The organism is Nocardiopsis synnemataformans (assembly GCF_965343085.1).
Classification (GTDB): domain Bacteria; phylum Actinomycetota; class Actinomycetes; order Streptosporangiales; family Streptosporangiaceae; genus Nocardiopsis; species Nocardiopsis alborubida.
Genome location: NZ_CBDRFA010000090.1, coordinates 18,987 through 32,573 on the forward strand (window position 1 = coordinate 18,987; position 13,587 = coordinate 32,573).

The 13,587-nt window shown below is 72.2% G+C and carries 12 protein-coding genes; 5 read left to right on the plus strand and 7 right to left on the minus strand.

The genetic code is table 11. The features are described from left to right. Positions 1 to 51: 51 nt before the first annotated feature. Positions 52 to 2,085 (minus strand): 4-alpha-glucanotransferase, encoded by a 2,034-nt coding sequence (malQ, locus tag ACSIH6_RS34350; RefSeq protein ID WP_435112496.1) that lies wholly within the window; start codon positions 2,083 to 2,085, stop codon positions 52 to 54. Positions 2,086 to 2,280: 195 nt separating this feature from the next. Here malQ and ACSIH6_RS34355 point away from each other — a divergent pair, with 195 nt between their 5' ends. Next, positions 2,281 to 3,603, plus strand: a complete 1,323-nt coding sequence (locus ACSIH6_RS34355; protein WP_435112497.1) for an MFS transporter — start codon at positions 2,281 to 2,283, stop codon at positions 3,601 to 3,603. Between the two features lie 74 nt (positions 3,604 to 3,677). On the opposite strand, the gene ACSIH6_RS34360 is transcribed toward ACSIH6_RS34355, so the two are convergent. Continuing rightward, a complete protein-coding gene (locus ACSIH6_RS34360) occupies positions 3,678 to 5,117 on the minus strand; it encodes an amidase (protein ID WP_435112498.1) in 1,440 nt (479 codons plus the stop codon). Positions 5,118 to 5,329: 212 nt separating this feature from the next. Between ACSIH6_RS34360 and ACSIH6_RS34365 the strand changes: the two genes are divergently transcribed. Together ACSIH6_RS34365 and ilvD are read left to right on the plus strand one after the other, a co-directional pair. Then, a complete protein-coding gene (locus ACSIH6_RS34365) occupies positions 5,330 to 6,115 on the plus strand; it encodes a nuclease-related domain-containing protein (RefSeq protein WP_435112499.1) in 786 nt (261 codons plus the stop codon). A 241-nt stretch (positions 6,116 to 6,356) separates the two neighbouring features. Continuing rightward, the gene (gene ilvD, locus ACSIH6_RS34370) at positions 6,357 to 8,219 is read left to right on the plus strand and encodes a dihydroxy-acid dehydratase (RefSeq protein ID WP_435112500.1); all 1,863 of its coding nucleotides are present in this window, start codon (positions 6,357 to 6,359) and stop codon (positions 8,217 to 8,219) included. A gap of 62 nt (positions 8,220 to 8,281) precedes the next feature. Here the strand turns inward: ilvD and ACSIH6_RS34375 are convergent, their stop codons facing one another. From ACSIH6_RS34375 to ACSIH6_RS34390, 4 genes are all read right to left on the minus strand, one after another. Then, on the minus strand, positions 8,282 to 8,485 hold the full coding sequence (locus ACSIH6_RS34375) for an FmdB family zinc ribbon protein (protein WP_435112501.1): 204 nt from the start codon (positions 8,483 to 8,485) through the stop codon (positions 8,282 to 8,284). 26 nt (positions 8,486 to 8,511) lie between these two features. Beyond that, entirely contained in the window at positions 8,512 to 8,925 is a 414-nt protein-coding gene (locus ACSIH6_RS34380) for a type II toxin-antitoxin system VapC family toxin (RefSeq protein WP_435112502.1), read from the minus strand. Next, positions 8,922 to 9,176, minus strand: a complete 255-nt coding sequence (locus ACSIH6_RS34385) for a type II toxin-antitoxin system Phd/YefM family antitoxin (protein ID WP_435112503.1) — start codon at positions 9,174 to 9,176, stop codon at positions 8,922 to 8,924. The genes ACSIH6_RS34380 and ACSIH6_RS34385 overlap by 4 nt, the downstream gene beginning before the upstream one ends. 173 nt (positions 9,177 to 9,349) lie before the next feature. Further along, positions 9,350 to 9,850 (minus strand): HNH endonuclease, encoded by a 501-nt coding sequence (locus ACSIH6_RS34390; RefSeq protein WP_017566033.1) that lies wholly within the window; start codon positions 9,848 to 9,850, stop codon positions 9,350 to 9,352. Between the two features lie 378 nt (positions 9,851 to 10,228). Here ACSIH6_RS34390 and ACSIH6_RS34395 point away from each other — a divergent pair, with 378 nt between their 5' ends. Beyond that, on the plus strand, positions 10,229 to 12,322 hold the full coding sequence (locus ACSIH6_RS34395) for a prolyl oligopeptidase family serine peptidase (RefSeq protein WP_435112504.1): 2,094 nt from the start codon (positions 10,229 to 10,231) through the stop codon (positions 12,320 to 12,322). A 137-nt stretch (positions 12,323 to 12,459) separates the two neighbouring features. Next, positions 12,460 to 12,903, plus strand: a complete 444-nt coding sequence (locus ACSIH6_RS34400; RefSeq protein WP_435112505.1) for an acyl-CoA thioesterase — start codon at positions 12,460 to 12,462, stop codon at positions 12,901 to 12,903. Between the two features lie 55 nt (positions 12,904 to 12,958). On the opposite strand, the gene ACSIH6_RS34405 is transcribed toward ACSIH6_RS34400, so the two are convergent. Then, the gene (locus ACSIH6_RS34405; protein WP_435112506.1) at positions 12,959 to 13,480 is read right to left on the minus strand and encodes a globin; all 522 of its coding nucleotides are present in this window, start codon (positions 13,478 to 13,480) and stop codon (positions 12,959 to 12,961) included. Between the last annotated feature and the right edge of the window lie 107 nt (positions 13,481 to 13,587).

The window sequence follows — 13,587 nt, forward strand, 5'->3', positions numbered from 1 at the left end:
CCCGCGGGCGTCCGTCGCAGGCACCTGTCCCGGCACCCGGTTCCGGGACCGCTAGGGGGTGCGGTCACGGCCGCCGACCGCTCCGAGGGTGCGACGGATGCGCGCCACCATGCGCGGGTCGGCGAGCAGTTCGTCCACCAGGACCGGCTCGCCCTCTCCACTGGTGAGCGGAATGCGCCAGTTCGGGTACTCGTCGCTGGTGCCGGGCTGGTTCTGCATGCGCCGCTCCCCCACCACGTCGGTGAGCGCGACCCCGATCATGCGGGCGGGGGTGGCCACCAGGTAGGCGTGCATGGCCGCAACCACGGCGGCCGGGTCGGCCACCGGGTCGACGTCGTCGTCGAGCAGGCCCAGCTCCACCAGGAGCTCGCGCCAGCGCTCCACCCGGGACTCGGCATCGGCGCGCTCCTCCTCCACCGGGCGGCCGAGCAGCCCCAGCCGGTCGCGCAGCTCCACGTGCTCGGTGGACAGGAACGACGCCACCGGCGGCAGGTCGTGGGTGGCGACCGTGGCCAGGCAGTCGGTGCGCCACTCCCCCGGCGGGCGCGGGCGCCCGTCGGCGTCCTGCTCGAACCACAGCACGGAGGTGCCCAGGACCCCGCGGTCGGCGAGGTGCCCGCGCACCCACGGCTCCACGGTGCCCAGGTCCTCCCCGACCACGACGGCGTCCGCCCGGTGGGCGGCCAGGGCGAGCGTGCCCACCATGCCCTCGTGGTCGAACCTGACGTAGGCGCCCTCGGCCGCGGAGGCGCCCTCGGGCACACACCAGAGCCGGAACATGCCCATGACGTGGTCGATGCGGACCCCGCCCGCGTAGCGGAACGCCTGGGCGAGGATCTGGCGGAACGGTTCGTAGCCGCGCTCGGCCAGGCGCCGGGGGTGCCAGGGCGGCTGGCCCCAGTCCTGCCCCTGCTGGTTGAACTCGTCCGGGGGCGCACCCACGTGCAGTCCGGGCACGAGCGCGTCCCCGTACATCCACGCGTCCGCGCCGCCCGCCTGCACGCCGATCGCCAGGTCGTGCACGATGCCGACGGCCATCCCGCCGGTCTCGGCGGTGGTCTGCGCCTGGGAGAGCTGTTCGTCGAGGATCCACTGGAGCCAGCGGTGGAACTCCACGGCGGGCCACCGGCGCAGGGCCTCCTCGCCGACGGCGCGGCTGTGGACCCCGCGCAGCACGTGCGGCCAGGCCCGGTAGTCGGTGCCGTGCTGCTCGGCCAGGGCCGACCAGGTGGCGAACTCGACCAGCGGTCGGCCCTCGCGTTCGAGGTAGGCGCGCAGGGAGGCCTCGCGGCCGGGGGCGCGGGGCGCCTCGAAGAGCACCTCCAGGGCGGCGCGCTTGGCCCTCCACACGGAGTCGCGGTCGAGGAGGTCGGCGGTGCGGCCGCGTTCGCGCAGCGGCCGGGCCAGGCGTTGGATGCCCTCGCGCTGGGCGGGGTCGAGCCGGGCGTACTCGGGCACGTCCTCGATGCGGATGTAGAGGGGGCTGGCGTAGCGGCGGCTCACCGGCAGGTAGGGCGAGGGCTCCACCGGGGGCAGCGGCTCGGTGGCGTGCACCGGGTTGATCAGGGTGAAGTCGGCGCCCAGGTCGCGCGCGCTCCAGTCGGTGAGCTCGGCGAGGTCGCGCAGGTCGCCGGTGCCCCAGGAGGCGCGGGAGCGCACGCTGTAGACCTGGGCCATGATCCCCCACAGGCGCGGGTTGTCCCTGAGCGCGCTGGGTTCGATGCGGTCGGGGGCCACCAGCAGGGGCGCGGTGCGCTCGACGGAGCCGTCGGTGACGCGCAGGGTGTGCACGCCCAGCGGCAGTCCGGGGCCGAAGGGCAGCAGGGAGCCGCCGAAGGTCTCGACGACGCTGTGCGCCCCCTCGGGGAGCACGAGGTCGGGCGCCTTGCCCTCGCGGACGACCACCGCGGGCGGCAGCGGGCCCGGGGCCGTCCCGGGGCCCGGGGCCGCCGGGTCCACGCCCAGGGCGGCCAGGACATGGCGAATGGTGTCGGGACTGACCGGGACCCTGCGCCCCTGCCAGTCCTCGTAGGTCGTCGCGACTCCGTGCTGCTCTGCCAACCGTGCCAGCTGAACGTCCCTCACAGAATCCGATCATGCCCTACCAGGGGCTCCGTACACCGGAGGCCGTTCCGGCGTGGGACCAGAACGTGTCCCGGGTGCGGGCCGATAACGGTTCCCCGTGTGGCGCCTCCGGACTGTCCAGCACGTACAAAGGAGCGCTCTGTGCAGGCCGTCAAAGCGATCGCCGTACGTCCTCGGCGTCTGCATAATCGGGGTGTGCTCGCGAACTACCGGCGGCTCTTCGCCGTCCCCCATGTCCTTCCCCTGCTGGCCTGGTCCCTGGCCGCGCGCTTCTACATGCCGGGGCTGATGATCGCGGTCACCTTCCTGGTGGAGGGGTGGACCGGCTCCTACACCCTGGCCGGACTGGTCGCGGGCGCCTTCACCCTGGGCATGGCGCTGGTGGGACCGCTGCGCGGGCGGATGGCCGACCGGGGCGGCACCGACCGGCTGGTGCTGGTGTGCGGCGTGGTGTTCAGCGCGGGTCTGCTGGGCCTGGTCCTGCTCCCCGCGCAGCTGTGGTGGCTCTCGCTCCCGCTCGCGCTGGGCACCGGAGTGTTCGGCTCCCCGGCGAACCAGATCGTGCGGGCGCTGTGGCCGCGGCTGACGCGCGGCCCCGAACGGCAGGCGATCTACGCGGCCGAGGCGACCACCCAGGAGCTGCTCTTCGTCTTCTCCCCGATCATGACCGCGGGCGTGGTGGCCTTCGCCGGTGCGCGCTGGGCGCTGGTGCTGCTGTCGGTGGTGGCGCTGCTCGGCTCGGTCGGGTTCGCGCTCGGGCTGCGGCGGGCCGGGGTGACCGGTCCCGCGCCGACCGAGAAGGGAGCCGGGGAGGAGCCGCGGGGTCCCCGCCGGAGCCTGCTGCGCAGCCCGGCGCTGGTGGCACTGTTCCTCATGTGTCTGCTGATGGTCAGCGGGATCATGAGCGTGGACCTGGTGATCGTGGCGTGGGCCAACGAGCTCGGCGCCCCGCAGTACGTGATGGTGCTGGCCTCGGTGTGGGCGCTGGGGTCGCTGGTGGGCGGGGCGATCGCGGGCGCGCTGCGCGGCCGTCCCCACCTGGTGCGCCGCTGCTTCGGCTCGGCGCTGGGCGTGGCGGTGCTGGTGCCGTTCGTGCCGCCGATCGCGCAGCTGCCGACCCCGCTGCTGGTCACACCGCTGCTGTTCCTGTCCGGTATGGCGCTGGCGCCGACACTGGCCGCGGTCATGGGCCGTCTGGGCGACCTGGCCCCCGCGCGTCGGCGGGCCGAGGCCTTCGGGTGGATGTCCACGGCGCTGGGCGTGGGCGGGGCGGTGGCCGGTCCGCTGTCCGGCGGCCTGATCGACCTCATGGGGATCGCGGGCGGCATGCTGGGGGCCGCGCTGTTGGTGTTGATGTCGGCGCTGCTGAGCCTGTTCGTGCCCGAGCCGCGTCCCGGGACCGACGAGGGGACGGGCGACCTCACCGTCGAGGAGGCCGGGAGCGTGCTGGAGTCCCCGCCGGTGCACGGCGCGGCGGCGGGCGCCGAGGCCGCCGCCGCGCCCGACGAGCCCCGTTAGCGGACCGGCCAGAAACGTTGCTGGTGTGTCACGAGAGACCTGACCCGCGAGGCGGAGGGGCGGGCCCGGGGCGGTCAGCCTGCGCGGACCGGCGCGGCGCGGTGGGCCCACGGGCGCGCGCGTTCGAGCTGCGCGGACAGCGACAGCAGGATGCCCTCGCCGCCCATGCGGCCGGTGAGCATCACGCCGATCGGCAGCCCCTCGGGCGACCAGTGCAGGGGGACGCTGACCGAGGGCTGACCCGAGACGTTGTAGACCGAGGTGAACGGCGCGAACGCGGTCATCCGCCGGAACTCCTCCTCGGGACCGTCGCCGGTGAAGTGCCCCAGCGGGACCGGGGGCGTGGCCAGCACGGGCGAGAGCACCGCGTCGAGGGGCTCGGTCGCGGCGACGAGGGAGCGGACGCCGCGCTGGAGGCGGGCGCAGGCGGCGATGTAGTCGGGGACGGGCGTGGCGCGGGCCCGCCCGCGCAGCCACCGGTTGAGGGGGCTCAGCTCGGCCTCGCGGGCGGGGCCGACCGGCGTGGCCGAGGCCATCGCCGCCCAGACCACCCCGAAGTCCGCCATGAAGGAGCCGCCGAAGTGGGCGTCCGCGGGGGCGGGGACCTCCTCCACCTCGTGTCCCAGGTCGGTCAGGAGGTGGACGGCCTCCTCGTGTGCGGCCAGGACGTGGGGGTGCACGGGGATCCCGGCGGAGCCGGTGGTGGCGTGGCAGCCGATGCGCAGGCGCCCGGGTTCGCGGCCCACGTGGTCGGCGAACGTCTCGCCCGGCGGCAGGGGCGGGGCGGTGAAGTGGTCGCCCGGTCCGGAGAAGGCCATGGCGTCCAGGAGGAGGGCGGCGTCGCGGACGCCGCGGGTGAGGGGTCCGGCGGTGGACAGGCCCGCGAGGTCGGGTTTGAGGGGCGCGCCGGAGATCCGGCCGCGGGTGGGCTTGAGGCCGAAGAGCCCACACGCGCTGGCGGGGATGCGGATCGAGCCGCCGCCGTCGCTGCCCTGGGCCGCGGGGGCGAGTCCGGCGGCGACGGCCGCCGCGGCGCCTCCGCTGGAGCCGCCCGGGGACAGGTCGGTGTTCCAGGGGTTGCGGGAGGGCGGGGCGACGGCGTTCTCGGTGTAGCAGCTCGACCCGAACTCGGGGGTGTTGGTCTTTCCCGGCAGGACCGCGCCCGCGGCGCGCAGCCGGGCGACCATGCCGGAGTCGGTCGGGGCGACGGCGTCGCGGAAGACCGGCGAGCCCTGGGTCATGCGGACCCCGGCGACCGGGTCGAGGTCCTTGACGGGCACGGGGAGCCCGAGGAGGGGCGGCAGGGCGTCTGGCGTGTCGGCCATCATCCGGTTCTGCGCGTAACGGGCTTGTTCGAGCGCCTTTTCCGGGGTGACCGTAATGTACGCACCGACGAGGTGGTCATACCTCTCGATCCGGTCCAGGAAGTGCTCAGTGATCTCAGTAGGCGACAGCTCACGACTGCGGACCATCGCGAGGAGGCGGTGGGCCGGAAGGTCATGGATCTGGGTCATGGCGAGCCAGGTTAGCGGGCACACCGCAGGGCACCACGGGGAGGAGGACCCACTTCTCCAGAGAGACTGACCGAAAGGTAAGCATTCCCTGTCCTGAGGCGGCCGACACGCTTGCGCGCCAAGGAACAGGGGATAGAAAAGTGTGAGAAGTAATGCACTAGGACTCGGATATGGATCGAACTAACCTGTCCGACGTGAAATCGGCTACCAGAGTGAACGGCTCCACTCCATCGTCCGAGGGACCGGACCGCGAAAGGCCCGAATCCCTCTTTTTCCCCAACCAGAGAAAACAGAAGGACGCCTCGGGCGGCAAGGCGGTCTACGGCGCCCTGCGGTCCAACCAGTCCGCCCGCAGGTGGGTGGTACGCGGCGGCGCCGCCGCCGTGGTGGCCGTCCTGGTCGGCCTGCTCACCACCGACTGGCGGATCGGCGCCACCTTCGGCGTCCTCACCCTGGCCGGGGTCATGGTGTACGCCTCCCGGCGCGAGTCGGAGATCCCGCGCTGGCGCAAGCCCTCGGCGGCCCAACGCAAGACCGAGGCACAGCTCAAGGTGATGAAGCAGCTCGGCTACCGCGTCCTGCACGCGCGCGCGGTGCCCGGCGGCAACGGCCAGATCGACCACTTCATCGTGGGCCGACGGGGCGCGTTCGCCATCGACTCCGAGTCGTGGGACAAGCGGCTTCCGCTGCGCAACAAGCTGGAGAAGCTCTACCACGGGCGGTTCAGCAAGAACGAGCGCATCGACGAGGCCCTGGAGGAGGCCAAGCGGGCGCAGGACCTGATCAGCTCCGAACTGGGGCGCGAGATCAAGGTGCGCGCGTCGCTGGCCATCTACGGCCCCGGCATGCCCTGGGACAGCCACCGGCTGCGGGGCGTGGACATCATCACCGGCACCAAGGTCCGCAAGTGGCTGCGCAGCGGCCGGGACCGCCTGACCGAGAAGGAGATCGAGGAGATCTACCAGGCCGCGCTGAGGGCCCTGCCGCCCAGGTACTGAGACGCTCCCACCCCCCTGACACAGCCCCGGCCCGGGACGGACCACAGCTCCGTGGCACCCGGGCCCTCCTGTGTCCAGGGCCTTCTCGCTCCCCCGACCCGGCCGCGAACCGGCCCACGCCCGGCCCTCCCACCACGGCCGTCTCACGATCCGGATGACCCGTCTTCCACTACGAGACCAGACCGGTGCGACGAAGGACTACCATCGAGGGGAAACACCCGCAACGATGGGAGCCCACCCCATGCCAGTCCTACGCTCACGCACCGTCACCCACGGCAGGAACATGGCCGGCGCGCGCGCCCTCATGCGCGCCACCGGTGTGGAGCGCGAGGACTTCGGCAAGCCCATCGTGGCCGTGGCCAACAGCTTCACCGAGTTCGTCCCGGGCCACGTCCACCTGCGTGAGGTGGCCGAGGTCGTCGCCAACGCCATCCGCGAGGCGGGCGGCGTCCCCCGCGAGTTCAACTCCATCGCCGTGGACGACGGCATCGCCATGGGCCACGGCGGCATGCTCTACTCCCTGCCCAGCCGCGAGCTGATCGCCGACTCGGTCGAGTACATGGTCAACGCGCACTGCGCCGACGCCCTGGTGTGCGTGTCCAACTGCGACAAGATCACGCCCGGCATGCTGCTGGCCGCGCTGCGCCTGAACATCCCCACGGTGTTCGTCTCCGGCGGCCCCATGGAGGCGGGCAAGGTCACGGTGGTCGAGGGCACCGCCACCACCGTGCGCAAGCTGGACCTGATCAACCCCATGATCGCCGCGGCGGACGAGAGCGTCTCCCAGGCCGAACTGGACGAGATGGAGGAGGCCGCCTGCCCGACCTGCGGCTCCTGCTCGGGCATGTTCACCGCCAACTCGATGAACTGCCTCACCGAGGCGATCGGCCTGGCCCTGCCCGGCAACGGCACCGTGCTGGCCACCCACACCGCCCGCCGCGCCCTGTACGAGGACGCCGGACGCCTGGTCGTGGAGGCCGCCAAGCGCTACTACGAGGACGACGACGCCTCCGTGCTGCCGCTGTCCATCGCCACCCCCGAGGCCTTCGGCAACGCCATGGCCCTGGACGTGGCCATGGGCGGCTCCACCAACACGATCCTGCACCTGCTGGCCGCCGCCACCGAGGCGGGCGTCGGCTTCGGCCTGCCCGAGATCGACGCGGTCTCGCGCCGGGTGCCGTGCCTGTGCAAGGTCGCGCCGAACACCGAGAAGTACCACATCGAGGACGTGCACCGGGCGGGCGGCATCCCCTCCATCCTGGGCGAGCTGGCCCGCGGCGGCCTGCTGGACACCTCCCTGCCCACGGTGCACGGCAAGACGATCGGTGAGTTCCTCGCCGAGTGGGACATCGCCTCCGACACCGTCTCGCCCGAGGCCGTAGAGCTGTTCCACGCCGCCCCCGGCGGAAAGCGCACCACGAAGGCCTACTCGCAGAGCATCCGCTGGGACACCCTGGACACCGACCGGGAGAAGGGCTGCATCCGCTCCGTCGAGCACGCCTACACCAAGGACGGCGGGCTGGCGGTGCTGTTCGGCAACCTCGCCCCGGACGGCGCGATCGTCAAGACCGCGGGCGTGGAGGAGGAGCTGTGGACCTTCTCCGGACCCGCCAAGGTGTTCGAGTCCCAGGAGGACGCCGTCGACGGCATCCTCAACAAGCGGATCGAGCCCGGTGACGTGGTGGTCATCCGCTACGAGGGCCCCAAGGGCGGTCCGGGCATGCAGGAGATGCTGTACCCGACGAGCTTCCTCAAGGGCCGCGGCCTGGGCAAGGCCTGCGCCCTCATCACCGACGGCCGCTTCTCCGGTGGCACGTCGGGACTGTCCATCGGCCACGCCTCCCCCGAGGCCGCCGCGGGCGGTGACATCGCACTGGTGGAGGACGGCGACGTCATCAGCATCGACATCCCCAACCGGGGCATCGTGCTGGAGGTCTCCGCGGAGGAGCTCGACACGCGCCGCGAGCGCCTGCTCAAGGAGCTGGGCCGGTTCAGGCCGCGCGACCGCCAGCGGCCGGTGACCGCGGCGCTGCGCGCCTACGCGGCCATGGCGACCTCGGCCTCGACCGGCGCCGCGCGCGACGTGTCCCAGGTGGAGAAGTAGCGGGAAGTAGCAGGCCGAGAGGTAACAGGCCGAGAGGTGGGGGGCGAAACCGCCCCCGTCCCTCAGGAGCAGCAGCCGCCCCCGCAGCACCCTCCACCGGAGGACGCGGGGGCGGACGCGCGTCCGCCCACCGCCACGGTGGACAGCAATCGGACCGTGTCGCCGTGCCCCTGGGGACAGGTCGCCGGGTCACCGGCCCGCGCCATCGGACGGGAGAGCTCGAAGGTGTCGCCGCACTCGCGGCAGCGGAAGTCGTATCTGGGCATGCGGTCAGGATACGACCGACCCCGGCTCACCCTGTGAAGGGGTTCAGGAACCGCACTCCCCGGTCCGCGACGTCCTTGGTGTTACGGGTGACGAACGTCCACCCATGGTGCTTGGCGGTGGCCGCCATCAGACCGTCGACCACGGGTATCCGATCCGGAACGTTCATCGGAGCCCATTCGAGAACGACTCCCACGTCCACGGGGACGACCCTGTCGCCGTAGGCGCGGACAAGCCGGTCGAGCCAGTCGGACAACCGTTCCGCCTGGGAACGGTCGCCGCGGTGGTGCAGCTTGCGGACCTCCAGCTGGATCTCGCCCACCACGAGTGCGCTGATGTACAGATCCGCGTCCTCGACCTCGTCCCACCATCTCAGGAACCCCGGGTCCGGCTCGCGCCGACGCAGCTCGGACAGGACGTTCGTATCAAGGAGGAAGCTCAACGTTCGCCGTCCCAATCGATGTCGCGGCCGAGATCCGGGACGCGGACCTCGTCGAGCACATCCAGCGGAGGCGCCGAACCCAGAAGCTCCTTGAAACCTCCGGAGACCCCCTTCAGCCTGCGGTACTCCTCCATGTCCACCAGGACCGCGACCTCACGCCCGTGGCGCGTGATGATCTGGTCGCCCTCGCTCTCCACGGCACGAAGCACCTCGCTGGTGCGCTGCTTCAGTTCCTGTACCTGCCATCTCACGGCAACCACCTCCGACCACAGTCTAGACTGTCTGGACAGAGAATGGAGAACGTTCCTCACCGTGGCGGACGCAAAGGCGAGGGAGCACGCGACCGCCCCCCGGCGCGTATACCGGAGGGCGGTCGGGGTCGGCGGCGGCGCCGGGTGGGACGCGAGGTCCCGGCTCCGCCGGATCAGGCTGCCAGGTGGGCCATGTACGGCTCCCACTGGGGGTCGCCGTGGAGATCACCGTTGATCAGACGCCAGTGGGGCCCCTTGGGCACCTTGGGGGTCACGTGCAGCTCCCAGCCGAGTTCGTCCAGGAACTTGTCGGCCTTGCGGTGGTTGCACGGCTTGCACGCGGCGACCACGTTCTCCCACACGTGCGCGCCGCCGCGGCTGCGCGGGATGACGTGGTCGATGGTCTCGGCCTTCTTCCCGCAGTAGCCGCAGGTGTGCCTGTCGCGCCGCATGAGGGCCACCCTGGTGAGGGGCACTCTGCGGCTGTAGGGGACGCTGATGTAGCGTCGGAGCCGGATGACCGACGGCACGTCGTAGGCACGTGTCGCCGAGTGCAGTATCGCGCCCGCGTCGTCCTGGTGGACTACCTCAGCCTTCTCTCTCAGGACGAGCAGGATCGCCCTGCGCAGGGGCAGTGTCGTCAGTGGTTCGAAGCTGGCGTTGAGCAGCAGCACGTGGCGGCGGGCGGTCCCTGTGCCACCCTCCCGGCTGCTTCGGGCGCTCATCGCGTCGCCCCAGCCGCCGTCTGTGACGGCCGTGTCTCCTCCCCGGCCAGCCGATCGGCCAGCCAGGAGACCTCCCTGTGCACCGATCCGAGGATCGATGGTTCCGTACGCCTTGCCACACGGACCTCCCGGTGGTCCCGCCGAGTTGCGTCCCGCATTCAGTTTGCGTGGTCGGACCGCTCCGGCGCCACCCCAATTTGCGCTGGGCCGCCCAGAAACCGCGTGTTCTCCCTTTTCCCGGCTCCATTGTGCGCTGACGGCGCTCCGTTTCACACTGGCGCCGCGCCGGGCACACCCGGGTGGATGGCGGTGGATAGGGTGCGAAGTATGCGTGAACTCCGCTACCCCCCGGCCGCACGGCTGGACATCATCGAGAACCTGCACGGCCACACGGTCGGTGACCCCTACCGTTGGCTGGAGGACGGCGATTCGGCGCAGACCAAGGAATGGGCTACCGCGGAGGACGCCCTGTACACCGAGGTCTCATCGCGGTTCACCACACGGAACTGGTTCGCCGACCAGGTGCGGTCCCTGCTGGGCGCCGGAAGCGTCGGGGTGCCCGTGTGGCGGGGCGACCGCCGCTTCTTCGTCCGGCGCACCGCCGAGCAGGAGCACGGCGTGCTCTACGTCCAGGACGGCGACGGCCCCGAGCGCGTGCTGGTGGACCCCGGGGCGCTCGACCCCCAGGGCCTGACCACACTGGACGCCTGGAAGCCCGACCACTCCGGCGCGCTCCTGGCCTACCAGCTCTCCGAGGGCGGCGACGAGGAGTCGGTGCTGCGCGTCGTGGACGTGACCAGCGGCGACCTGGTGGACGGGCCCGTCGAGCGGGCCCGGTACAGCCCGATCGCGTGGCTGCCCGACTCCTCCGCCTTCTACTACGTACGGCGGCTCCCCCGGGAACAGGTGCCCGAGGGCGAGGAGAGCTACCACCGCCGCGTCTACCTGCACCGCCTGGGCACCCCCGCCGACCAGGACACCCTGGTCTTCGGCGAGGGCCGCGACAAGACCGAGTACTTCACCCCGATCGTGAGCCGGGACGGGCGCTGGCTGGTGCTGCTCGCCAACCGCGGCACCTCGGCGGCCACCGACGCGTGGATCGCCGACCTGTCCGACGGAAACCTGGACGCGCCGCGCCTGGTCCCCTTCCAGGAGGGCGTGGACGCCTCCCTGTACCCGCACGTGGGCCGGGACGGGCGCCTGTACCTGTTCACCGACCGGGACGCCCCGCGCGGGCGCCTGTGCGTGGCCGATCCCGCCGCCCCCGACTACGAGAACTGGACCACCCTGGTCCCGGAGGACCCCGAGGCGGTGCTGGAGGGGTACACGGTCCTGGACGGCCCCGGGATGGAGCGGCCCGAGCTGCTGGTCTCGCGCAGCCGCCACGCCGTCAGCGAGATCACCCGGCACGACCTGGCCACCGGCGAGCTGCTGGGCGGGCTGGGCATGCCCGGTCTGGGCACCGTGGCCGGAATCGTCGAACGCCCCGAGGGCGGGCACGAGGCGTGGTTCGGCTACACCGACAACACCCACCCCTCGTCGGTGTACCGCTACGACGCGCTCTCGGGCGAGGTGTCGCTGTGGGCCGACGCCCCCGGTGACATCGACCTGCCCGAGGTGCGGGTGGAACAGGTCACCTACACCTCCCGGGACGGCACGGCCGTGCGCATGCTGGTGGTCTCGCCCCAGGCGCCCGCCGAAGGGCCGCGACCGACCATCCTGTACGGCTACGGGGGCTTTCGCATCTCCCTCACGCCCGCCTACTCGGCGGTGGCGCTGGCCTGGGTGCGCGCGGGCGGCGTGTACGCCGTCGCCAACCTGCGCGGCGGCCTGGAGGAGGGGGAGGAGTGGCACCGGGCGGGCATGTTCGCCGACAAGCAGAACGTCTTCGACGACTGCGCGGCGGCGGCCGAGCACTTGATCGCCACCGGGGTGACCGACCCCGAACACCTGGCCGTCATGGGCGGCAGCAACGGCGGGCTGCTGGTGGGGGCCATGGTCACCCAGCGGCCGGACCTGTTCACCGCCGCGGTCTGCTCTGCCCCGCTGCTGGACATGGTCCGCTACGAGCGGTTCGGTCTGGGCCAGCTGTGGAACGTCGAGTACGGCACCGCCGACGACCCCGAGCAGCTGGGGTGGTTGCTGGGCTACTCGCCCTACCACAACGTGCGCGAGGGCACCCGCTACCCGGCGACGCTGTTCACCGTGTTCGACAACGACACACGTGTGGACCCGCTGCACGCGCGCAAGCTGTGCGCGCTGATGCAGCACGCCACGGCGACCGCGCCCGAGGAGCGGCCGATCCTGCTGCGCCGGGAGTCGGAGGTGGGCCACAGCTCGCGGTCGGTGAGCCGCAGCGTGGCGCTCAACTCCGAGCAGCTGGCCTTCCTCGCCCACCACCTGGGGCTCTCCGTGGACTGAGGTCCCCTCCCCGGTGTCCGCCCCGCGAGAGCAACAACACAGGGATCGGACACCGGGGAGCGCCCGTTCCCCCGGGGAGCGTTGAGACAATCGAGGGGACCCGCTCCCCCAGGAGAACAGCGCGAGAGGATCCGGACGTGACACAGACCGAGACCGGAGCCGCCGACACCAGGTCGGCCGAGCCCCGGAGGCACGTGCACCTCGCGCAGGTCCGCTACGCCGACCTCGACCCGCAGCACCACGTCAACAACGTGCGGATGCTGACCTACCTGGAGGACGCCCGGGTGTCCTTCCTGCGCTACGGCGGCGCCGTCGAGGGTGACGAGGTCTTCGGCGCCATGGTGGTGGCCCGCCAGGAGGCGGACTACGTGGCCCCGCTGCTGCCCCGGTCGGAGCCGGTGCGCGTGGAGCTGTGGGTGACCGAGGTGCGCAACGCCAGCTTCACGCTGGCCTACGAGATCCGGGACGAGGCCACGGTGTACCTGCGGGCCAGGACGGTGCTGGTCGGCTTCGACGTGCCCACGCAGCGCGCCCGGCGGCTCAACGAGGTCGAGCGCGCCTTCCTCGCCGACTACGCCTGAGCGCCGCGGGGACCGGGCGGCCCGGCCCCGGCGGCCGTGTCACTTCAGGCAGGTGTCACTTCAGGGAGATGGTGACGGCCTCGCCGTCGTCCCCGTCGTCGCCCTTGGCGGACACCGAGACCCGGGTCGGGTTGGCCACCTCGGGGGCGGGGGCCTCCTCGGGCACGTTCACCATGCTGTGCGCGGCCATGACCATGTACTCCCAGAGCTGGCGCTCCAGGGCCTCGTGCAGGTCCAGGGAGTCCACGGCGGCGCGCATGTGCCTGAGCCACAGGTCGCGCTCGGCGGCGCCGATGCGGAACGGCGCGTGCCGCATGCGCAGCCGGGGGTGGCCCCGCTGCTCGTTGTAGGTGCGGGGGCCGCCCCAGTACTGGATGAGGAACAGGCGCAGGCGCTCCTCGGCGGGGCCGAGGTCCTCCTCGGGGTACATGGGCCGCAGCACGGGGTCGTCAGCCACTTCCTCGTAGAAGCGGCGGACCAGGCGGGTGAAGGTCTCCTCACCGCCCACGGCCTCGTAGAACGTCATCTGCACGGGCTCGTCGCCCGCGCTCTGCTGGGAATCGCGCGCGGAAGTCATCGCCACCAGGGTATGCGAACGCCCCGTCCCGGACGAGCCGTCCGCCGGGGCGGAGGGCGCGAGGGCCCGGGGGGGGGGGGGGGGGGGGGGGGGGGGGGGGGGGGGGG